21 protein-coding genes and 2 pseudogenes are annotated in these 21,361 nt (G+C 69.1%); 9 read left to right on the top strand and 14 right to left on the bottom strand.

Annotated elements, in window-relative coordinates:
* Positions 1–138: 138 nt before the first annotated feature.
* Positions 139–372, top strand: coding sequence for a hypothetical protein (locus A5732_RS27770; protein ID WP_142256521.1), 234 nt, complete (start codon positions 139–141; stop codon positions 370–372).
* Between the two features lie 6 nt (positions 373–378).
* Here A5732_RS27770 and A5732_RS00825 read toward each other — a convergent pair whose 3' ends face one another.
* Entirely contained in the window at positions 379–1,383 is a 1,005-nt protein-coding gene (locus A5732_RS00825) for an SMP-30/gluconolactonase/LRE family protein (protein ID WP_076100021.1), read from the bottom strand.
* Positions 1,384–1,393: 10 nt separating this feature from the next.
* On the bottom strand, positions 1,394–2,725 hold the full coding sequence (locus A5732_RS00830) for an aspartate aminotransferase family protein (RefSeq protein ID WP_076100024.1): 1,332 nt from the start codon (positions 2,723–2,725) through the stop codon (positions 1,394–1,396).
* Between the two features lie 32 nt (positions 2,726–2,757).
* Here A5732_RS00830 and A5732_RS00835 point away from each other — a divergent pair, with 32 nt between their 5' ends.
* On the top strand, positions 2,758–3,672 hold the full coding sequence (locus A5732_RS00835; protein ID WP_064951665.1) for a sigma-70 family RNA polymerase sigma factor: 915 nt from the start codon (positions 2,758–2,760) through the stop codon (positions 3,670–3,672).
* On the opposite strand, the pseudogene A5732_RS00840 reads toward A5732_RS00835, so the two are convergent.
* A pseudogene (locus tag A5732_RS00840) lies at positions 3,644–4,285 on the bottom strand (carboxymuconolactone decarboxylase family protein); the annotation flags it as partial. The gene A5732_RS00835 and the pseudogene A5732_RS00840 sit on opposite strands and share 29 nt — an antisense overlap.
* Positions 4,286–4,482: 197 nt before the next feature.
* Between A5732_RS00840 and A5732_RS00845 the strand changes: the two are divergent.
* Positions 4,483–4,950, top strand: a complete 468-nt coding sequence (locus A5732_RS00845) for a hypothetical protein (RefSeq protein WP_249266781.1) — start codon at positions 4,483–4,485, stop codon at positions 4,948–4,950.
* Between the two features lie 24 nt (positions 4,951–4,974).
* Here the strand turns inward: A5732_RS00845 and A5732_RS00850 are convergent, their stop codons facing one another.
* Genes A5732_RS00850 through sdhC form a run of 4 tightly spaced genes read right to left on the bottom strand, consistent with a single transcriptional unit; the run spans position 4,975 to position 8,374 of the window.
* Positions 4,975–5,787, bottom strand: coding sequence for a succinate dehydrogenase iron-sulfur subunit (locus A5732_RS00850; RefSeq protein ID WP_065127946.1), 813 nt, complete (start codon positions 5,785–5,787; stop codon positions 4,975–4,977).
* The gene (gene sdhA, locus A5732_RS00855; RefSeq protein WP_065051284.1) at positions 5,787–7,541 is read right to left on the bottom strand and encodes a succinate dehydrogenase flavoprotein subunit; all 1,755 of its coding nucleotides are present in this window, start codon (positions 7,539–7,541) and stop codon (positions 5,787–5,789) included. Before sdhA ends, A5732_RS00850 begins: the two co-directional genes overlap by 1 nt.
* Before the next feature lie 18 nt (positions 7,542–7,559).
* The gene (locus A5732_RS00860; RefSeq protein WP_075233215.1) at positions 7,560–8,039 is read right to left on the bottom strand and encodes a succinate dehydrogenase hydrophobic membrane anchor subunit; all 480 of its coding nucleotides are present in this window, start codon (positions 8,037–8,039) and stop codon (positions 7,560–7,562) included.
* On the bottom strand, positions 8,036–8,374 hold the full coding sequence (sdhC, locus tag A5732_RS00865) for a succinate dehydrogenase, cytochrome b556 subunit (RefSeq protein WP_064878689.1): 339 nt from the start codon (positions 8,372–8,374) through the stop codon (positions 8,036–8,038). The genes A5732_RS00860 and sdhC overlap by 4 nt, the downstream gene beginning before the upstream one ends.
* Before the next feature lie 259 nt (positions 8,375–8,633).
* On the opposite strand from sdhC, the gene A5732_RS00870 reads away from it, so the two are divergent.
* Genes A5732_RS00870 through A5732_RS00880 form a run of 3 tightly spaced genes read left to right on the top strand, consistent with a single transcriptional unit; the run spans position 8,634 to position 11,403 of the window.
* Positions 8,634–9,035 (top strand): cytidine deaminase, encoded by a 402-nt coding sequence (locus tag A5732_RS00870; RefSeq protein ID WP_076100030.1) that lies wholly within the window; start codon positions 8,634–8,636, stop codon positions 9,033–9,035.
* Positions 9,035–10,318: a thymidine phosphorylase gene (locus A5732_RS00875; RefSeq protein ID WP_076100032.1), complete on the top strand. Its 1,284-nt coding sequence runs from the start codon at positions 9,035–9,037 to the stop codon at positions 10,316–10,318. The genes A5732_RS00870 and A5732_RS00875 overlap by 1 nt, the downstream gene beginning before the upstream one ends.
* Entirely contained in the window at positions 10,315–11,403 is a 1,089-nt protein-coding gene (locus A5732_RS00880) for an adenosine deaminase (protein WP_076053815.1), read from the top strand. Before A5732_RS00875 ends, A5732_RS00880 begins: the two co-directional genes overlap by 4 nt.
* An 18-nt stretch (positions 11,404–11,421) precedes the next feature.
* On the opposite strand, the gene A5732_RS27205 is transcribed toward A5732_RS00880, so the two are convergent.
* Positions 11,422–11,823, bottom strand: a complete 402-nt coding sequence (locus tag A5732_RS27205) for a hypothetical protein (protein ID WP_170880063.1) — start codon at positions 11,821–11,823, stop codon at positions 11,422–11,424.
* Positions 11,824–11,906: 83 nt separating this feature from the next.
* On the bottom strand, positions 11,907–12,617 hold the full coding sequence (locus A5732_RS00890; RefSeq protein WP_076100034.1) for a GntR family transcriptional regulator: 711 nt from the start codon (positions 12,615–12,617) through the stop codon (positions 11,907–11,909).
* A gap of 143 nt (positions 12,618–12,760) precedes the next feature.
* Between A5732_RS00890 and A5732_RS00895 the strand changes: the two genes are divergently transcribed.
* Together A5732_RS00895 and A5732_RS00900 are read left to right on the top strand one after the other, a co-directional pair.
* The gene (locus tag A5732_RS00895) at positions 12,761–13,783 is read left to right on the top strand and encodes a cupin (protein ID WP_076100036.1); all 1,023 of its coding nucleotides are present in this window, start codon (positions 12,761–12,763) and stop codon (positions 13,781–13,783) included.
* Positions 13,784–13,836: 53 nt separating this feature from the next.
* Positions 13,837–14,844, top strand: coding sequence for a VWA domain-containing protein (locus A5732_RS00900; protein WP_076100038.1), 1,008 nt, complete (start codon positions 13,837–13,839; stop codon positions 14,842–14,844).
* A 4-nt stretch (positions 14,845–14,848) separates the two neighbouring features.
* On the opposite strand, the gene A5732_RS00905 is transcribed toward A5732_RS00900, so the two are convergent.
* The 3 genes from A5732_RS00905 to A5732_RS00915 form a co-directional block, all read right to left on the bottom strand.
* Positions 14,849–15,832, bottom strand: a complete 984-nt coding sequence (locus A5732_RS00905; RefSeq protein ID WP_076100040.1) for a VWA domain-containing protein — start codon at positions 15,830–15,832, stop codon at positions 14,849–14,851.
* 30 nt (positions 15,833–15,862) lie between these two features.
* Positions 15,863–17,167, bottom strand: coding sequence for a protein export chaperone SatS (satS, locus tag A5732_RS00910; protein WP_076100042.1), 1,305 nt, complete (start codon positions 17,165–17,167; stop codon positions 15,863–15,865).
* Between the two features lie 165 nt (positions 17,168–17,332).
* The gene (locus tag A5732_RS00915; protein WP_436971808.1) at positions 17,333–18,220 is read right to left on the bottom strand and encodes an alkaline phosphatase family protein; all 888 of its coding nucleotides are present in this window, start codon (positions 18,218–18,220) and stop codon (positions 17,333–17,335) included.
* Positions 18,221–18,321: 101 nt separating this feature from the next.
* Here A5732_RS00915 and upp point away from each other — a divergent pair.
* Positions 18,322–18,936, top strand: a pseudogene (upp, locus tag A5732_RS00920) (uracil phosphoribosyltransferase); the annotation flags it as partial.
* Positions 18,937–18,943: 7 nt separating this feature from the next.
* Here the strand turns inward: upp and A5732_RS00925 are convergent.
* Both A5732_RS00925 and A5732_RS00930 read right to left on the bottom strand, forming a co-directional pair.
* A complete protein-coding gene (locus tag A5732_RS00925) occupies positions 18,944–20,524 on the bottom strand; it encodes a phospho-sugar mutase (RefSeq protein ID WP_142256520.1) in 1,581 nt (526 codons plus the stop codon).
* Positions 20,525–20,528: 4 nt separating this feature from the next.
* Positions 20,529–21,344 carry a purine-nucleoside phosphorylase gene (locus A5732_RS00930; RefSeq protein ID WP_076100046.1) on the bottom strand — a complete coding sequence of 272 codons (816 nt, stop codon included), beginning with the start codon at positions 21,342–21,344 and terminating at the stop codon, positions 20,529–20,531.
* Between the last annotated feature and the right edge of the window lie 17 nt (positions 21,345–21,361).

Genomic DNA, 21,361 nt, shown 5'->3' on the forward strand with positions numbered 1-21,361 from the left:
CTGGGGGCCGCGGTCAGCCCGAAAGCCACCCACCGCACCGAATTCAGGGGTTTTGTCATTTCACGCGATCGGTTTTGGTCCGGCTGGCGGCGCAATCGCGGCGGGGCGGATGCCTCGCCCGGTGCCGGCCCGCGAGCGCTGAACGATCTGCTCAAGCAGGTCGAGAAGGCAACGCAGGTGCGACGTTCCGGGCTCGACCAGGTGCTGGCGGAGCTGAAGCTGCACCGTGACGCCGCCACCGACGCCGAGCTGCGCTCGGCGCTGGCCTGGCTGTGCAACGCCGTGACGCGCTTCGGTCACAACCCGACCGGCACGCGCGTCCGCGAGGTGATGATGGCTGCCGACGCGGTCCGGCGTGCCCCCGCCGGCTAGCGAGGCTTACAGCGCGGTGGCCGCCAGGTCCGCGTGGGCCAGGGCCGGGAAGCTGATCGTGCTCATCCAGAGCTTGCCGGCCGCCTCGACCAGGCCGGTGACGGCGCCGAAGTCCGCATGCGCGGTGCGCAGGCCGGCCACGGCCGCGCCGCTGTCCGGATCGAACGCGACCGCCCAGATCTCCGGCTTGATCTTCGGTTGCACCCGCTCGGGCAGCCGCCACACCACCTTGCGGATGATCGGGGCGCGCGGGAACAGCGATTCCAGCGCCGAGTTCGCCTCGGTGACCATTGCGACCCAGATCCGGCCGTCGCCGCCGGTGGATATGTTGTCGGGCATGCCTGGCAGGTGCACCGCCAGCGGCGTCACCGTTCCGGCCCGCGGCCCGCTCAGCCAGTACTTCGACAGCCGGCGCCCCTGGGTCTCGGCGAACACCAGCGCCGACCCGTCGGCCGTGGCCGTCACCCCGTTGGCGAAGTACAGCCCGTCCGCCAGCGTGGTGACGGCGCCGTCCGCGCCGAGGCGGTAGAGGCCGCCGGTCGCGCGTGCCTCCAGGATCGGGGCGCCAAAGTGCTCGAAATGAAAGTCGCTCGTCGACTCGGTGAAATAGATTGTGCCGTCGGCTGTTTCGGTGACGTTGGAGCAGAACTTGAGCCGCCTGCCGCCGACCGATTCGACGAGCACGTCCAGCGTGCCGCCCTCCGGGTGCAGCGCGAGAAGGCCACGATGGCTGTCGCAGATCAGCAGCCGGCCGTCACGGGCGACGTGCAGGCCGAGCGGCCGCCCCCCGGTGTCGGCGACAACGGTGGCCCGGCCGTCCGCGGGGGAGATCCGCACGATGCGGCCGTCCTCGAGGCCCGTCCACAACTGGCCGGCCGCATCGACGACGACATCCTCGGGCCCGTTGCCGGGCAGCGGGACGACGGTGACGCCCGGCGCCGGCACGTCGGGCAGCTTCTCGACCGGCGGCGGCTGCCACCGCACCGGGTGGATACGGGGTTTGCGCGCCATGCCCAGGACTTTAGAGCCGCGCCTGGGCCTGCGTCAGCACCTCACGCAGGATGGCTTCGATGGTGTCGAATTCGGGCTGGCCGCTGATCAGCGGAGGCGCCAGCTGGATGACGGAATCGCCGCGGTCGTCGGTGCGGCAGTACAGCCCGGCCTCGAACAGCGCCGCACCGACCCAGGCCAGCAGCGGGCGGCGTTCGTCGTCGGTGAAGGTCTGCTTGGTGGCCTTGTCCTTGACCAGTTCCACGCCGTAGAAGAAGCCCTCGCCGCGCACGTCGCCGACGATGGGCAGGTCGTAGAGCTTGTCCAGGGTGGCGCGCAACGCGGGCGCCTGGGTTCTGACGTGGTCGTTGAGGCCCTCACGCTCGAAGATGTCCAGGTTGGCCAGCCCGACGGCGGCCGAAACCGGGTGTCCGCCAAAGGTATAGCCGTGCGGAAACATGGTGGCGCCGTCGTTGAACGGTTCGAACAGCCTCTCGCTGGCGATCATCGCGCCGATCGGCGAGTAGCCCGAAGTCATCCCCTTGGCGCAGGTGATCATGTCGGGCACATAGCCGAAATCGTCACAGGCGAACATCGACCCGATGCGGCCGAACGCGCAGATCACCTCGTCGGAGACCAGCAGCACGTCGTAGGCGTCGCAGATTTGGCGCACCCGTTCGAAATACCCCGGGGGAGGCGGGATGCTGCCGCCCGCGTTCTGCACCGGCTCTAAGAACACCGCGGCCACCGTGTCGGGACCCTCGAACTCGATGGCCTCGGCGATGCGGTCGGCGGCCCACTGCCCGAACGCCTTCGGGTCGGTGCGCAACGTTTCCGGCGCCCGGTAGAAGTTGGTGTTGGGCACCCGGAAGCCGCCGGGCGTCACCGGCTCGAACGGCGCCTTGTATTTCGGCAGGCCGGTAATCGCCAGCGCGCCCTGGGTGGTGCCGTGGTAGGCGATCGCGCGCGAAATCACCTTGTGCTTACCGGGTTTGCCGGTGAGCTTGAAGTACTGCTTGGCCAGTTTCCACGCGGTCTCGACGGCCTCGGTGCCGCCGGTGGTGAAGAACACCCGGTTCAGGTCGCCGGGGGCGTAGCCGGCGAGACGTTCGGCGAGCTCGATCGCGGGCGGAGTGGCGTACCCCCACAGCGGGAAGAACGCCAGCGTGCCGGCCTGCCGGGCGGCGACCTCGGCGAGTTCGGTGCGGCCGTGGCCGACCTGGACGGTGAACAGCCCGGATAGGCCGTCGAGGTAGCTCTTGCCGCGGTCGTCGAAGATGGTGACACCCTGGCCGCGGGTGATGATCGGCGGCGTGATGCCCGGGCCGTGCCGGGCGAAGTGCAGCCAGAGGTTGTCAGTCATGTCGTGTGGAGCCTAACGCTAGGCTCGTTGGCATGACCTCAGCGCAGCAGGTCAGCGAGTTCGAGTCGCTACGGCCCCATCTCATGTCGGTCGCCTACCGGCTGACCGGCACAGTGGCCGACGCCGAGGACATCGTGCAGGACGCCTGGCTGCGCTGGCACCGGCAGGACCCCGACAAGGGATCAGAGATCACCGATCTGCGGGCCTGGCTGACCACGGTGGTGAGCAGGCTGGGCCTGGACAGGTTGCGTTCGGCCGCGCATCGTCGCGAGACCTACACCGGCAACTGGCTGCCCGAGCCGGTGGTCACCGGGTTCGACGCGGCCGATCCGCTGTCCGCGGTGGTGGCCGGCGAGGACGCGCGGTTCGCGGCGATGGTGGTGCTGGAGCGGCTGTCACCCGATCAGCGTGTTGCCTTCGTGCTGCACGACGGGTTCGCCGTGCCGTTCGCGGAGGTGGCCCAGGTGCTGGGGACCAACGAGGCCGCCGCCCGCCAGCTGGCCTCGCGGGCCCGCAAGGCCGTCGCGGCCGAGGCACCACCCAAGCCCGATCCCGCGCACAGCGAGGTGGTCGGAAAGTTGTTGGCCGCCATGGCATCCGGCGATCTGGAGGCCGTGGTGGCGCTGCTGCATCCCGACGTGATCCTGACCGGCGACGCGAACGGCAAGGCGCCCACCGCAATCAACGTCATCCACGGCGCGGACAAGGTGGCCCGGTTCTTCTTCGGCCTGGCCCAGCGCTACGGTCCGGCGATGTTCACCTCGTATCAGCTGGGGCTGGTCAACGGCGAGCTGGGCGGCTACACGCCCGGGTGCCCCGCCAGCGACGGGTACCGCGAGATGATGCCGCGGATCATGGCCGCGACGGTGCGCGACGGAAAGGTCTGCGCCCTGTGGGATGTCGCCAACCCCGACAAATTCACCGGCTCCCCGCTGCGGGCTCGTTGAGCTCGGTCGCCCACGGAACGCGGCAGGCGTCGCCCGAATTGAACCCCTGCTCGGTGATGCCCAGCGCGGAATTCACCCGCGCCCGCATGTTCTCCAACCCGATCTGGTAGGTCAGCTCGAACACACCGGCGTCACCGAAGCGGGCCCGCAGATCGTCGACCTGTTCGTCGGTGACGGTGTGCGGGTCGGTGGTCATCGCGGCGGCGTAGGCGATGGCCGCGCGCTCGTCATCGGTGAATGCCGTTGAGGTGGCATAGTTGTCGATGTCCTTGAGGCGCTGCATGTCCAGGCCGTCCAGGCGCTGCAGCATCGATCCGAAGTCGACGCACCATGAGCAGCCGATCTGGCGTGCGGTCCACAACACTGCCAGCTCACGCACGCTGGTCGGCAGCGTCTTCGACGCCCGGTCGACCATCGTCTCGTGCATGGCGCTGGCGATCATCAGCTTGCGATGATGCGCGGCCACGGCGAACGGCTCGGGAACTTGGCCGTACCGCCGCTTGGCGATGCGGTACATCGCCCGGGTCAGCACTCCGGCGCGCTTGGGGGGCAGGGGCTCGATGCGGGTTTTCTGTGTCATACCGATCAGACGAGGCGGGCCCGCGATGTGTGACAGCACGGTCCTGGGAACCATGAGGCGAGTTTCAAACTCGCTAGCGCATGCGATAGCGCTTTCGGGAAAGGCCCAATGGTCTCAGAAAGGCGCTCGTCGCGAGCAGGCGTTTCCCGGCAAAAGGTCCGGGTACCCGTCCCTCACCCTCGCCACGCCAACCGGTGCGGCAGGGCAACGAGAGGGTGAGGAGACAGATTATGACCTCTCAAAATGATCAACAGCCCGAGGATGCGAGGCTCGAGCACTTCGACGACCCCGAGTTGGGTAGCGGCGCGCGCGACACCGGCTCGGACACCCCCGAACATGGCCGGGCGGACCGTCCGGTCGGAACCGTGGACGAAGACGCGAATCCGCCGGTGAGCGACCCGACCGCGACGGACACCTACGGCGGCACCGGCGAATCGCCCCCGCAAGACACGGGGAGTGCAATCCCGCCATACGAGGGACGGCAAGAGAGCGCGGTCACCGAAGGCGAGGGCGGCGCGACGCGCCCGGCGGAGGATGCCGAGTTCAAGTCAGCCAGCCCGTCGGATACCCCCGGTGGTGCGACGCAGTCCCCGGCGGACGAGCAACCCGCTTCACAAATGCCGGAAACCGACCTCGACGACGACCGCGTCGGGCCGGCACACGTCGCAGGTACTCGTACCGGCGAGTCAGCGCCCTGATCCGACACGCCACCGCTGAAGCGCCTAGCGCGAGAACATGATCGCGCGCTTGACCTCTTGGATCGCCTTGGTGATCTCGATGCCGCGGGGACAGGCCTCGGTGCAGTTGAACGTGGTGCGGCAGCGCCACACGCCGTCGACCTCGTTGAGGATGTCGAGGCGCTCGGCGGCGGCCTCGTCGCGGCTGTCGAAGATGAACCGGTGCGCGTTGACGATCGCCGCCGGGCCGTAGTAACTGCCCTCGTGCCAGAAGATCGGGCAACTGGTGGTGCACGCCGCGCACAGGATGCACTTGGTGGTGTCGTCGTAGCGGGCGCGGTCGGTCGGGCTCTGAATGCGTTCGCGGGTGGGCGGGTTGCCGGTGGTGATCAGGTACGGCTTCACCGCCCGGTAGGCGTCGAAGAACGGCTCCATGTCGACCACCAGGTCCTTCTCCACCGGCAGTCCGCGGATCGGCTCGACCGTGATGGTCAGCGCCTTGCCTGGCTTCTTGGGCAGCAGGTCGCGCATCAGCACCTTGCACGCCAGCCGGTTGACGCCGTTGATGCGCATGGCGTCCGACCCGCACACCCCGTGCGCGCAGGAGCGCCGGAAGGTCAGCGTCCCGTCCAGGTAGCTCTTGATGTAGATCAGCAGGTTGAGCATCCGGTCGCTGGGCAGGCACGGAACCCGAAAGCTTTGCCAGCCACCGGTTTCCGCGAAGGCGTCGGGCTGGTCGGGGTTGAACCGGGCGATCTTGACGGTCACCATCACCGCGCCGTCGGGAATCGCCGGCAGCGGTGGCTCCAGGCTGGTCTCGACCTCGGCTGCCTCTTCGGTTCCGGCGCTCTCGGCCATCAGTACTTCCGTTCTTTGGGTTCGTAGCGCGTCTGTACCACGGGCTTGAAGTCCAGCGCGATGTCGCTCAGCAGGTCGCTGCCCTGCTTGTAGGCCATGGTGTGGCGCATGAAGTTGACGTCGTCGCGGTTGGGGTAGTCCTCGCGGGCGTGACCGCCGCGCGACTCCTTGCGATTCAGCGCACCGACCACGGTGACCTCGGCGAGCTCCAGCAGGAAGCCCAGCTCGATCGCCTCCAGCAGGTCGCTGTTGAATCGTTTCCCCTTGTCGTGCACGCTGATTCGGGCGTACCGCTCCTTCAGCGCGTGGATGTCGGTGAGCGCCTGCTTGAGCGTCTCCTCGGTGCGGAACACCGCGGCGTTGTTGTCCATCGACTGCTGCAGCGCGATGCGGATGTCGGCGACGCGCTCGTTGCCGTGCTCGCTCAATATGTCGCCGACCCACCCGACGACCATCGCCTCGGGCGCCGGCGGCATGTCCACGAAGTCATGGCCCCGCGCGTAATTGGCCGCGGCGATGCCCGCCCGGCGGCCGAACACGTTGATGTCCAGCAGTGAATTGGTGCCCAGCCGGTTCGCCCCATGCACCGACACGCACGCGCACTCCCCGGCCGCGTACAGCCCCGGCACCGTGGAAGTGTTGTCCCGCAACACCTGTCCGGTGACGGTGGTGGGGATGCCGCCCATCACGTAGTGACAGGTCGGGTAGACGGGGACCAACTCGTGCACCGGGTCGACACCCAGATAGGTGCGCGCGAACTCGGTGATGTCGGGCAGCTTGGCCTCGAGCACGTCCTCGCCGAGGTGACGGACGTCGATGTACACGTAGTCCTTGTGCGGGCCCGCGCCGCGGCCCTCCAGGACCTCCAAAACCATGGAGCGGGCCACGATGTCGCGCGGCGCCAGGTCGACGATCGTCGGGGCGTAGCGCTCCATGAAGCGCTCGCCCTCGCCGTTGAGCAGCCGGCCGCCCTCGCCGCGCACCGCCTCGGAGATGAGGATGCCCAGGCCCGCCAGGCCGGTCGGATGGAATTGGTGAAACTCCATGTCCTCCAACGGAAGTCCCTTGCGGAAGACGATGCCGATGCCGTCACCGGTCAGCGTGTGCGCGTTGGAGGTGGTCTTGTACATCCGGCCGGAGCCGCCGGTGGCGAGGACGATCGCCTTGGCGTGGAACACGTGGATGTCGCCGGTGGCCAGCTCGTAGGCGACCACCCCGGTGGCCACCGGACCGCTCGGGGTCTGGGTGAGCACCAGGTCGAGCGCGTAGAACTCGTTGAAGAACTGCACGTCGTGCCGCACGCAGTTCTGGTACAGCGTCTGCAGGATCATGTGGCCGGTGCGGTCGGCGGCGTAACAGGCCCGGCGCACCGGGGCCTTGCCGTGGTCGCGGGTGTGCCCGCCGAACCGGCGCTGGTCGATGCGGCCCTCGGGGGTGCGGTTGAACGGCATCCCCATCTTCTCCAGGTCGAGCACCGCGTCGATGGCTTCCTTGCACATGATCTCCACGGCGTCCTGGTCGGCGAGGTAGTCGCCGCCCTTGACGGTGTCGAAGGTGTGCCATTCCCAGTTGTCCTCTTCGACGTTGGCCAGCGCCGCGCACATGCCGCCCTGGGCGGCGCCGGTGTGGCTGCGGGTGGGGTAGAGCTTGGTCAGCACCGCGGTGCGCACCCGCGGGCCCGCCTCCACCGCGGCGCGCATGCCGGCACCACCTGCGCCGACGATCACGACGTCGTACCGGTGTTGCTGGATCAACGGGGTCGCCTCCCTCGATCAGGAAATGTTGGGGTCGAATGTCATCAGCACATAGGTGCCCAGCACCAACGTGAAGCCCATGGACAACAGCAGCAGGCTGTTGAGCCAGAACCGGGTGCTGTCCTTGCGGCTGTAGTCGTCGATGATGGTGCGCAGCCCGTTGCCGCCGTGCAGTTGCGCCAGCCACAGCAGCGCCAGGTCCCAGAACTGCCAGAACGGCGACGCCCAGCGCTGCGCCACGTAGTTGAAGTCGATGCGGTAAACGCCGTCATCCCACATCAGCATGATGAACAGGTGGCCGATCGCCAGCACGAACAGCGCGATCCCGGAGAACCGCATGAACAGCCAGGCGAACTTCTCGAAGTTGGGGATACCGGCCCGCCGCCGCGGCGAACGGGGATTGTCCAGGCTGGCGGGACGGTCGTAGAGCCGCTGTTTGACCGGGGCAACCTCGCCTCTTTGGTTCGGGAGGCCCAGCTGCACGTCCGGACTGCTCATCGGAAGTGCTCCATCATGTGGATCACCGTCACCACGCCGGCCGGCACCATCAGCAGCAGGAACACGATGCCGACGATCCAGAACATCAGCTTCTGGTGGCGCGGGCCCTCGGACCAGAAGTCGATCAGGATCACCCGGATTCCGTTCAGGCCGTGGAAGAGCACCGCGGCGACCAGGCCGTATTCCATCAGGCCGACGATGGGCATCTGATAGTCGTGGATCACCGCGTTGTACGTCTGCGGGCTCACCCGCAGCATCGCGGCGTCCAGCACGTGGACGAACAGGAAAAAGAAGATCGTCGCGCCGCTGATCCGGTGCAGCACCCACGACCACATGCCGGGGTCGCCGCGGTACAGCGTCCGTGGTGGCCTGCGTTTGCGCGAGGGAGCCGATACCGGTGCCGCCGGATCCGCGGTCGTCGGTTGCGTAGTCACCCCAGTCCTCACCGCCTTCTTCCGACTTCAACGTCAGCCACTCCGGGCACTTGAGCTTAGCTCGGACACGGTGTGACTTGCGCCAATGTCCGCCAAGCGAAATGCCGTTTTGCGGCTAGGGTGATCGTCGGAATCGACAATGGGTGAGCGGGGTTTCGTTATGCCTGAGATCGACTGGAAAACGTTGCGGGACAAGGCAATCGATGTCTCTGCGGGGGCCTACGCACCCTATTCGCGGTTCCGGGTCGGGGCGGCCGCGCTGGTCGACGACGGCCGGGTGGTCACCGGTTGCAATGTGGAGAACATCTCATATGGCCTTGGTCTCTGTGCCGAATGCGCGGTGGTGTGCGCCCTGCATTCCACCGGCGGCGGCCGCCTGGTGGCGCTGGCGTGCGTGGACGGGCGCGGATCGGTGCTGATGCCGTGCGGGCGGTGCCGTCAGGTGCTGCTCGAACACGGCGGCCCGGAGCTGCTGATCGACCACCCGGGCGGCCCGCGTCGGCTCGGCGACCTGCCGGTCGAAGCCTTCGGCCCCGACGACCTGGCGGCGGGGCGCGGCTGATGCACCCCGCGTTCGACGCGCCCACGGTGATCAGGACCAAGCGCGACGGCGGCCGGTTGTCCGACGCCGCCATCGACTGGGTCATCGGCGCCTACACCGACGGCCGGGTGGCCGAGGAGCAGATGGCGGCGCTGCTGATGGCGATCCTGCTGCGCGGCATGGATCCCGCCGAGACCGCCCGGTGGACGGCGGCGATGCTGGCCTCGGGCGACACGCTCGACTTCGGCGACCTGGGCCTGGCCACGGTCGACAAGCATTCCACCGGCGGGGTGGGGGACAAGATCACCCTGCCGCTGGTGCCCGTCGTCGCCGCCTGTGGGGCCGCCGTCCCGCAGGCGTCCGGTCGGGGGCTCGGCCACACCGGCGGCACCCTGGACAAACTGGAATCCATCGCCGGGTTCAGCGCCGAGCTGTCCAACCGGCGCGTGCGCGATCAGCTGCGCGAGGTCGGCGCGGCCATCTTCGCCGCCGGTGACCTGGCCCCGGCCGACGCCAAGCTGTACGCGCTGCGCGACATCACCGCCACGGTCGAATCGCTGCCGCTGATCGCCAGCTCGGTGATGAGCAAGAAGCTGGCCGAGGGGGCCGGCGCGCTGGTGCTCGACGTGAAGGTCGGCTCCGGGGCGTTGCTGGACTCCGAGCGGCAGTGCCGCGAGCTCGCGCACACGATGGTCGAGCTGGGCGCGGCGCACGGCGTGCCCACCCGCGCGCTGCTGACCGACATGAACCGCCCGCTGGGCGCGACCGTCGGCAATGCCCTGGAGGTCGCCGAGTCGCTCGAGGTGCTGGCCGGCGGCGGCCCGCCCGACGTCGTGGAGCTGACGCTGCGGCTGGCCTCGGAGATGCTCGAACTGGCCGGGATCGACGAACGCGATCCGGCCGACACGCTGCGCGACGGCACCGCGATGGACCGGTTCCGCCGGCTCATCGCGGCCCAGGGCGGCGATTTGTCGGCGCCGTTGCCCGTAGCCGGGCATGCCGAGGCCGTGATCGCCCCACGGGGCGGCACAATGGGCGATATCGACGCGATGGCAGTGGGGCTGGCGGCATGGCGGCTCGGCGCGGGCAGGTCCCGTCCGGGCGAACGCGTGCAGTTGGGCGCGGGTATCCGGATCCACCGCCGCCCCGGCGAGCCGGTCACCGCCGGTGAGCCGCTGTTCACCCTTTACACCGACACGCCGGAGCGCTTCGGTGCCGCGCTCGCCGAGCTGGACGGCGGATGGAGCGTCGACCGCACACCACCGGCCTCCCGACCGCTGATCATCGATCGGATCGTCACATGACCGCACCGCTAGGGCTGGAGCAGATCAGAAAGGCCCCCAAGGCCTTGCTGCACGATCACCTGGACGGCGGGCTACGCCCGTCGACCGTGCTGGAGATCGCCGGGCAGGTCGGCTACGACGGGCTGCCCGCCACCGACGTCGACGAGCTGGCGACGTGGTTTCGCACCCGTTCGCACAGCGGCTCGCTGGAGCGCTACCTGGAGCCGTTCTCGCACACCGTGGCCGTGATGCAGACACCGGAGGCGCTGCATCGGGTCGCCTACGAGTGCGTGGAGGATCTGGCCGCGGATTCGGTGGTGTACGCCGAGGTCAGGTTCGCCCCCGAGCTGCACATCGACCGCGGGCTGTCCTTCGATGCGATCGTCGACGCCGTGCTGGCCGGCTTCGCCGACGGCGAGAAGGCAAGTGCGGCTTCGAATCGCCCGATCGTGGTGCGGCTGTTGGTGACCGCGATGCGGCACGCGGCGGTGTCCCGGGAGATCGCCGAGCTGGCGATCCGGTTCCGGGAAAAGGGAGTCGTCGGATTCGACATCGCCGGCGCCGAGGCCGGCAACCCGCCCACCCGGCACCTGGACGCCTTCGATTACCTGCGAGACCACAACGCCCGCTTCACCATTCATGCCGGTGAGGCGTTCGGGCTGCCGTCCATCCACGAGGCGATCGCCTTCTGCGGTGCGGACCGGCTGGGCCACGGGGTGCGCATCGTCGACGACATCGAGGTGTCCGACGACGGGCAAGTCCGGCTGGGTCAACAGGCATCCATCCTGCGGGACAAGCGAATTCCGCTGGAACTGTGCCCCAGCTCCAACGTGCAGACCGGCGCCGTCAAGAGCATCGCCGAGCATCCGTTCGACCTGCTGGCCCGCGCCCGCTTCCGGGTGACCGTCAACACCGACAACCGGCTGATGAGCGACACCTTCATGAGCCGCGAAATGCACCGGCTGGTGGAGGCTTTCGGCTACGGCTGGAGCGACCTCGAGCGGTTCACCATCAACGCGATGAAATCCGCGTTCATCCCGTTCGACGAGCGCCTGGCGATCATCGACGAGGTGATCAAGCCGCGCTATGCCGTGTTGATCGGTTAGGCCGGGGGCGGTCCCTCGCTAGATGTGCCCGGGCATCCCGATGGAGGGGTCCGACGGCGGTTCGGGTGCGACCGGCATGGGCGGCGGAGCGAGCGGCATGGGCGGCGGAGGGGGTGGCGGGGCCATCGGCGGTTGTGCCGGCGGCAGGGAGTACGGGCCGCCGGCGCACACCGGGTCGGCGGGCTGGCTGATGCAGCTCAGGTCCGCGGGGCCGGTGGGCGGACCCGCATACGGGCCGCCCTGGCACTGGGCCAGCCCCGGCAACCCCGCACACCGGGGGTCGGACGGATTGGTCGGAAGGCCGGGATCCGGATCATCTTGCGGCGCAACGGGTGTGCGCGTGGGTGCCGCGTTCGCCGGGACGGCCACACCCGTCGCGGCGATGCCGAACAGCGCCGCGGCCACGGCCGCTTTCGTCATCGCATCGCGGACTCCTGCGCAGATCGCCCAAGTCATCGTGCCCCCTCACGTTTGGGCCCGGCACGGCTTCCCCGGGCTATCGATCAGTCTGCGGCACGCGCGCCAAATCCGGTAGTCCATAACGGGTCCGGCTGGACCGAGAGTCCCATGGCCCGCACCGTGCTGGCCAAGTGGGTCTGCACCGCCCGCAGTGCGCGCGGTAAGTCGCCGTCGCGCAACGCTTCCGCGATGCCTTGATGCTCGGCCATGATCGTGGCCACCCGATCGGGTTCGCGCAGGGCCGATTCCCCGATCATCCGCATCTGGCGGTCGCGCAGGGTCGAGTAGAAAGCCGACAGGATGGCGTTGCCCGACTCTTCCAGGGTGATGGCGTGGAAGGCGCGGTCGGACTCCAGGAACTCCCGCCAGTCGGCCGCCGCCACGGCGCCGCGCTGCCGGCGCAGCTCGCCCGATTGCCGTTCGAAGACCACGGCGCAGACGGCCGGGCCGCGTCCGATCACCTTGCCGGCCGCGAACTGCTCCAGTACCAGCCGGGCCTCCATGACCGCCCGCACCTCGTCGGGCGAGACCGGGACCACCAGCGCGCCGCGCTGCGGATAGAGCCGCAACAGCCCCTCGGCCTCCAGCCGCAGGAACGCCTCGCGCACCGGGGTGCGCGACATCCCGAGCGCGGTGGCGACGTCGCCCTCGCTGATCAGCTCGCCGCCGGGAAACTCGCCGGTGAGGACCCGCGCCTTGACGTAGTCCAGCGCGCGGTCCTTGGCCGTGCCCGGCCGGGGGTCCTTTGCTGCCACGCGAGCCCTCTTCTGGTAGCTAAGTCGTATCTCAAGGGTGGTCACGACCGTACACCACCGGCCGCTACCTGCGGCGATTGACACTGAGATACAAGATAAATACTATTCAGATACGAAAAAGTCCCTGAGTTGAGGAGGCGCAAATGCCCCAGCAGTTGGTGACGCCGAACCTGGACCCGACGATCCCGGCACCGATGATCAACGTGGCCGAGTTCGGGTTCGAGGGCCGTTTCGAGGAGTGGGCGCAGCAGGCCGAATACTTCGAGTACTCCAAGGCGGCCAACCCGATCGGATCCGGGCACGTCCCGCCGGTTCCGCTGCGGCGGTTCGATCCCGAGATCTACCTCGACGCGCCGACCGGCGTGATCCCGCTGGATCTGTCCGACGAACTGGGTATCGACACCGGCGCGGCGACCAGCCCGGCGCTGCTGGCCAACTTCATCAGCATCCGCGCCCAGGAGCAGGTCGACACCAGTCCCAACGCCACCTCGCAGCTGTACTACGTGCTCTACGGCCGGGGCTTCGCGGCGGTCAACGGCCGGCTGATCGAGTGGGAGAAGGGCGACTTCGTGACGCTGCCCGCCGGCAGCCACTCGGTGTTCTACGCCGCCACCGACACCGCCATGTACTGGGTGCACGACGAGCCGCTGATGCGCTACCTGGGCGCCGAGGCCACCCGGCCGCGGTTTGCGGCGACCAAGTTCCGCCGCGCCGACGCGGTGGCCAAGCTGGAGGAGATCGCCTCGCGCCCGGGCGCCAACGACAAGAGCCGGGTCAGCGTGCTGCTGGCCAACGCCAACCAGGAGCAGACGCTGACCATCACCCACGTGCTGTGGGCCATGTTCGGCGTGCTGCCCCCCAACCAGGTGCAGCGCCCGCACCGGCACCAGTCGGTCGCGCTGGACCTCATCCTCGATGCCCCGGAGTCCGGCTGCTACACGCTGCTGGGCACCCGCCTCGACGAGCACGGCGACATCGTCAACCCCACCCGGGTCGACTGGCGGGCCGGGTGCGCCTTCACCACCCCGCCCGGCATGTGGCACGCCCACTACAACGAGACCGATGAGGCGGCCCACCTGATTCCGGTCCAGGACGCCGGGCTGCAGACCCACCTGCGCAGCCTGGACATCAAGTTCACCCAGCGCCGCGATCTCGTCGCCGGGTAGTCCCCGGCGGCGGTCCATGCACCGCTCACGATCGACGCATAGTGTGGCTGGACATGAAGGTGCCCTTGCTGGGACCGGTGTCGCTCACGGGCTTCCAGAACGCCTGGTTCTTCCTGGTCCTGCTGATCGTGCTGCTGGTGATCGGCCTCTACGTCGTGCAGCAGTTCGCCCGTCGTCGCCGGGTGCTGCGCTTCGCGAACATGGAGGTGCTGGAGCGGGTGGCGCCGCCGCGGCCCAGCAAGTGGCGGCACGTGCCGACCATCCTGCTGGCCGTCTCGCTGGTGTTGCTCACCACCGCGATGGCCGGGCCGACGTCGGATGTCCGGATCCCGCTCAACCGGGCGGTCGTGATGCTGGTGATCGACGTGTCGGAGTCGATGGCCTCCACCGATGTGCCGCCCAACCGATTGGACGCGGCCAAGGAGGCCGGCAAGCAATTCGCCGATCAGCTGACCCCGGCGATCAACCTGGGGCTGGTGGAGTTCGCGGCCAACTCCACGCTGCTGGTGCCGCCGACGACCAACCGCGGCGCGGTGAAGGCGGGCATCGACAGCCTCAAGCCGATGCCCAAAACCGCTACGGGCGAAGGCATTTTCACCGCTTTGCAGGCGATCGCGACGGTGGGTTCGGTGATGGGCGGCGGCGACGGCCCGCCGCCGGCGCGGATCGTGCTGGAGTCCGACGGCGCCGAGAACGTGCCGCTGGACCCCAACGCCCCGCAGGGGGCGTTCACCGCGGCCCGGGCCGCCAAGACCGGGGGCGTGCAGATCTCGACGATCTCGTTCGGCACCCCGTACGGCACCGTCGACTACGAGGGCGCCACCATCCCGGTTCCGGTGGACGACCAGACCCTGCAGAAGATCTGCGAGATCACCGATGGCCAGTCCTTCCACGCCGACAGCCTGGACTCGCTGAAGAACGTGTACTCGACGCTGCAGCGCCAGATCGGCTACGAAACCGTGAAGGGCGACGCGAGCATGGCCTGGATGCTGCTCGGCGCCTTCGTCATGGCCGGCGCGATGTTGGCCGGTCTGCTGCTGAACCGCAGGCTGCCCGCCTGAGTGGTCAGCTGGGCAGGCGCCGGTTGATCAGCAGCGCCAGCGCCGTCGCGATCAGGGCGGTCAGCACGGCGAGCCGCAGCCAGCCGGCGCTGCCCGGCCCCGGCACGGTCCGGTAGCCGATCTCGTTCTCGATGGCGTTGTAGCTCTTTTCCAGCTCGCCGAGGGTGGTGGCGGTGTAGGACTGTCCGCCGGACAGCTTGGCGACCGTCTTCATCTGGTCGGTCGAGACCGGGACGGCGATGCGCCGCCCGTCCATCTCGATTTCGCCGCCCTTGGTCCCGAAGGAGATCGTCGAGATGGGCACGCCCTCGTCCTTGGCCAGCCGCGCCGCGGTGTAGACGCCGTCGTGCGGATCGCTGGGATTGGAGGGCTTGTTCTCGCCGCCGTCGGAGAGCAGCACGATGCGGGCCGGCGGCGGTTTGTCACCGCCGGCGACCGCGGTGGCGCTGATCGCGTGCAGGGCGGTGAAGATCGCTTCGCCGGTGGCGGTGCTGTCGGCGAAATCCAGCTTCTTCAGCGCGTCGATGGTGGCCTGGTGCTGCGGGGTCGGCGGCACCAGCAAATACGGCGTGCCGGCGAATCCGACCAGCCCGAGGTTGATGCCCGGCGTGAGCTGGCCGGCGAACTGGGTGGCGGCCTGTTCGGCGGCCTTGAGCCGGTTGGGTTGGACGTCGGTCGCCCGCATGGACTGCGACATGTCGATCACCAGCATGATGACGGCGCGGTTGCGCGGGATGCGCATGTCGTGGGTGGGGGTGGCCAGGGCGATGGTCAACAGCGCCAGGCACAGCAGCGACACGGCGATCGGAAGGTGCCGCCACGGCGATTGCGCCACGGGGGTGTCGGTGTAGCGGTGCAGCCGCTGGCGGCGCCGCGCCTGGACCAGGACGTAGACGGCCAGCAGGGCAAGGGGCACCAAGCCGAACAGCAACAAGCCCGGACGCTGGAACCCGTACAGAGGTAGCGGGCCGATACCGGGAAGCGACACGTCACCCAACCTATCGCGTCAACGACGGTGCTACTCGCGGCGCAGCCGTCCGTCGACGAACTGCTCGAGTTTCTCCCACTCGCGCACCGCCGCGGCGTACGGCGGCGACGGCTTGGTGACCGAGTCGGGCTCGAGCACGGCGGCCACCAGCTTGCCCAGCTGCTTGCTCGTGTCGAGGGCCTTATCGACGGTGCTCTCCTCGGAGTAGTCGCCGATGTCGCGGAGCACCTCGACGGCCAGTTCCAGCTGCTCGCGATCCACGGCGTCCGGTCCGTCGGCCAGGTCGTCGGCCAGCCCGCTGAGCACGTAGATGTTGTCGTCGGTGATCTCGACCGCCAGCGAGCCGTCGGTCGCGGCGGTGCGGATGTCGTCGTAGGTGCTCAGGTCGGCCAGGTCGTGGTCGTGCTCGTCGGCCAGGTAGCGGGCCAGCGCACGCTCGGACGTGAAGACGCTGATGCGCCCGTTGCGACCCAGGAAGATCGGCTGGTCGTCCAGGTAGCAGCGCAGCGTGTAGAAGGTGCCAGAACTCGTCATGATCCGAATCGGATCGATGCCCACCTGCAGCCAGAAGTCCTTGTCGCTGCCCAGCACGACGGTGTCGCCGGTCGCGCGGTCGGGCTCGTCGTCGGTGTCGTCGTCCTGCGCCTCGTCCTCGTCCTCCGCGGCTTCCTCGGGGGCCTCTTCCTCGACGGCGTCCTCGGCGGTGCCGGTGTCCTCCTCCGGCTCTTCCTCCTCGCGCTCCTCGGCCAGTTCGTCGGCGGCCTTGTCGGAAAGCTTGGAGTCCACGTCGGGGGTGCTGACGATGTCGTCGATCGCGGCGAGCACGTCGTCCCAGCTGCGCCCGATCACCTCGGCGATCGCGTTCCAGCGCTTGGCGCCGGCCTTGCCGGTGAAGTGCTCGATTCCGCCGGACACGGTGCCCAGGCTGGGGTTTCCGTTGAAGAACTTTGACACCGCCGCCAGCTCGCACACCGATCCGATGGACGACACGATCGACAGCGTGCCGGCCAGCGCGGACACCGACTCCGCGGTGGGCTTCTCCGCCACCAGCTCCTCGACGGCGACCAGGTCGAACTGCTTGTCGGCGGCCGGCTCGAACGTGTGCGCGTGCGCCGCCCGCAGCTCCTTCCACGCCGGGTGGTCGGTCAGGTCGTTGTCGTCATCCGAACGCACGAACGCGACCAGGTCGGCGACGGTGGAGAACCCGAACAGGTCCTCGTCCTTGCCCAGGAACGCCTCCCACTCGTCGCCGGAGTCGCGCCAGCGGGGTGCCCACACGGTGTAGCGGTCACCTTCGGACAGGCTCAGGCGGATGGGCACGAGGTCAGCAACCATGCGGCACAGAATAGCGACGACTTCCGAACGTGCCCGTCGTCGGGCTATCGGGACTAGTGGCGATCGCGAGCGCGGCGGAGCCGGGCGAAGCGGGTCGCCACCATCGGGACTAGTGGCGATCGCGAGCGCGGCGGAGCCGGGCGAAGCGGGTCGCCACCATCGGGACTAGCCCCAGATATCGGTGATGGGTGCGGCGTTGGCGGCGTAGCCCGTCTTGGGCAATCCGTACATCTGCTCCACGGTGGAGAGCACGTTGTAGTGGTTGATCTGTTCGCTGTAGTTGCCGGGACGGACGTGGGCGCCGTAGAACACGGTGGGGATTTGGTTGCGGCTGCCGTTGTCGTCCTCGTCGAACGTCACGATCAGCAGGCTGTTGTTGGCCACCGCCCAGTTCGCATACCCGGACAGCTCGCGGTTCAGCCAGGAGTCGGCCTGCGCGATCGAGCCGTCGTGCATGTTGTCGTCGTTGTCGGGGATGACGAAGGAGACGGTCGGCAGGCTGGAGTAGTTGCCCCTCGGGAACGCGGAGAACGGCAGCGAGTTCGCCGCCGGCACATTGGTGAAGTTGGCCCAGGGCACATGCTTGCGCGCGTACTTGCCCGCGCTGCAGACCGGTGATCCGGCCGCCGGCAGGCCCTCGGCGAAACCGACGAATGTGTAGCCCGCGGCGAGCAATTCGGAGCCGAGGTTCGGCGCGGCGCCGCCGTTGACCGGGCACAGGTCCTTGGTTACGCCGAATGTGTTGCCGGCGAACAGCGCCAGGTAATTCGGTTCGCTGGGATGGGTTTCGGCGAACGACTGGGTCATGTTGGCGCCGTTCGCGGCCAGCGTGGTGATGAAGGGCGACGACTTGTTGCCGATGATGCTGTTCTCGGAGCGGTTCTCCTCGACCACGATCACGACGTGTGCCGGTTGCGGAATGGCCGCTGCCGCAAGGCCTATGCGCGGGGTCAACGGGCTGGCCGCCAGTGCCACCAGCGCCAAGGCGCCCAGTATCCGCAGGCTCCGGTACGTCCCGCCGATCAGCCTTCTCGGACTTCGAATTTCGCGCAACACGCCCGGAGTATAGGAACGGGCGTGGGTGCCTTTCGGGACGGACGCGAGCGTGTCAGAAGGGCTTTGCTCGATCGTTATATACCCTCGACCCCATGGAAATGTGCGTCGTCGTCGACCACCCGTTGGTCGCCGCCCGGCTGACGGTGCTGCGCGACGAACGCACCGATACCGCCGGATTTCGCGCCGCGCTGCACGAGCTGACGCTGATGCTGGTCTACGAAGCCAGCCGGGATGCGCCGCGAAAGTCGGTGAAGATCCGCACCCCGGTGGCCCCGGCCGTCGGGACGCGCCTGGTCAGGCCCCCGCTGCTGGTGCCGGTGCTGCGGGCGGGGCTGGGCATGGTCGAGGCGGCGCAAGCGGCGATACCGGACGCGGAGGTGGGCTTCGTCGGTGTCGCCCGCAACGAGGAAACCCATTTGCCGGTGCCGTATCTGGAGGCGCTGCCCGACAAGCTCGCGCGCAGGCCGGTGATCGTCCTGGATCCCATGCTGGCCACCGGCGGGTCGATGGTGCACGCGATCGACCTGTTGGCGCGCCGCGGCGCAACGGATATCACCGTGCTCTGTGTGGTGGCGGCCCCGGAAGGCATTGCGGCGGTGAGCAAAGCGGCGCCGGGCGCGCGGGTGTTCACCGCCGCGGTCGACAAGGGTCTGAACAAGGCGGCCTTTATCGTGCCGGGCCTCGGCGACGCCGGTGACCGCCAATTCGGGCCCAACCTGTTCACCAGCTCTGCACCGCAGCGACCAGCTCGTCGCGCAGGGCGTGGGCGCGCCGCCGCGAAGAGTCCAGGTCGTCGTACACGGCGCAGCGAATCTCCAAGTAGCACTTCAACTTCGGCTCGGTCCCGGAAGTCCGCACCACCAGCCTGATCGACGTGTCGTCGTCGCCGCCGGTGAAGATCAGCGCGTCGGTGATATCGGTGAGGCTCGCGGTGTAGCCCGCCAGAGCGTTCGGCGGGTCTGCCCGCCACCGCCGCATGAGTTCGACGGCCTCGCCCGCATCGGCGACCCGGCGCGACACCGCGGCGACGTCGTGCACCCCGTATCGCCGGGCCAGCTCGTCGAGGGCATCGGGCACGGTGTGGTTGCGCGCCTTCAACGCGGCCACCAGGTCGCACACCAGCACCGCGGCGCTGATGCCGTCCTTGTCGCGGACGGCCGCCGGGTCGACGCAGTGCCCGATCGCCTCCTCGTAGGCGTAGATCAGCGTGCCGCCCGGCACTTTCGCGTCGGCGCGGGCCAGCCATTTGAAGCCGGTGAGGGTTTCGACGTGGACGGCGCCGTGGCGCGCGGCGATGGCCGACAGCATCCGCGACGACACCAGCGTGCTGGCCACCACCGGAGTGTCCGGCCGGGTCGTGGACAGCAGGTAATCGCCTAGCAGCCAACCGGTTTCGTCGCCCGACAGCATCCGCCACCGGCCTGCGTCCGAAATGCCTACGGCGCACCGGTCGGCGTCGGGGTCCAGCGCGATCGCCACGTCGGCGCCGACGTCGTCGGCCATGGCCAGCAGCGCGTCGGCGGCGCCGGGTTCCTCGGGGTTGGGGAACGCGACCGTCGGGAAGTTTGGGTCCGGCGCGAATTGGCTTGCGACGGAGTGCACTTCGGTGATCTTCGCGCGGTGCAACGTCTCGACGGCGACCGCGCCGCCCACCCCGTGCAGCGCGGTCAACGCCACCCGCACCGAACCGGTACCGCGCCGCAACCCGGCCGCCCGCTCGATGTAGCGCTCGACGAGATCGGTGCGGGCGGGTTCGACCGGGGCCCTGCCGATCTGGTCGGCAAGCGGGGCGGCGGCCATCGCGGCTTCGATCTCGCGGTCGGTGGGGGAGACGATCTGGATGCCGCCGTCCAGGTACACCTTGTAGCCGTTGTCGGCGGGCGGGTTATGCGAGGCGGTGATCTGGATCCCGGCGGCTGCGCCGGTGTGTCGCACCCCGAACGCCACCACCGGGGTGGGCACCGGACCGGGCAGGAGTAGCACGGAAAACCCGTGGGCAGCAAGAACTTCGGCCGTCACCGTGGCGAACACCGCCGAGCCGTGCCGGGCATCGCGTCCCACGATCACCGACGAGCCGTGCAGGCCGCGGCCGATCAGCACCTGCGCCACGGCCCAGCTGGCCCGCGACACCACCGCGACGTTCATGGCGTCGGGTCCGCCGCGCACCGGGCCGCGCAGGCCCGCCGTGCCGAACCGCAGGGGGCGGGCGAACCGCGCGGCGAGTTCGTCCGGATCGCACGCGGCGAGCTCGGCTGCCGTCGCCGGGTCGGGATCGTGGGCGATCCACTCCTCGGGCGTCATGGGCTCAGAATCGGGGGAGCTGCTCGAGAATCATGACCAGCAGCGCCCCCATCCGGGTGGCCGCCGCGGCGCCGGCGGCCAGCACCTCTGTGTGGCTCAGCGGCTCGCCGCTGATCCCGGCGGCCAGGTTGGTCACCAGCGACACCCCAAGCACCTCGGCGCCCGCGGCGCGGGCCGCGATGGTCTCGTGCACCGTGGACATGCCGACCAGGTCGGCGCCCAGCGTGCGCAGCATCCGGATCTCCGCGGGCGTCTCGTAGTGCGGGCCGGGCAGCCCGGCGTAGACGCCCTCGGTCAGCGTCGGGTCGGCCTGACGGGCTTGTGCGCGCAGCCGCGGGGAGTAGGCGTCGGTGAGGTCCACGAACTGGGGGCCGACCAACGGGGAACGGGCGGTCAGGTTCAGGTGGTCGCTGATCAGCACGGGTTCGCCGACGGCCATGTCCGGGCGCAGGCCGCCCGCCGCGTTGGTGAGCACAACCGCGCGCACGCCAGCCGCGCAGGCCGCCCGCACCGAGTGCACGACGTGAGACAGGTCGTGGCCCTCGTAGGCGTGGATGCGCCCGACCAGCACCAGCACCCGGTGCGCACCGATGCGCATCGACAACAGCTCGCCGGTGTGCCCGACAGCGGTGGGCGGCCTGAACCCGGGGATCTCGGCCTGCGGCAGCACGGCGGTGGGGGTGCCGAGCGCGGCGACGGCCGGGGGCCAGCCCGATCCGAGCACGATGGCGACGTCGTGCTCGGCGATTCCGGTGCGTTCGGCGATGACCTCGGCCGCCCGGCGCGCGAGGTCGCCTGGGTCGGATGGGGTTTGGGTCACAGCGGGAGCCTATCGGT

This window comes from Mycobacterium colombiense (genome assembly GCF_001953985.1).
GTDB classification, from domain to species: domain Bacteria; phylum Actinomycetota; class Actinomycetes; order Mycobacteriales; family Mycobacteriaceae; genus Mycobacterium; species Mycobacterium colombiense_B.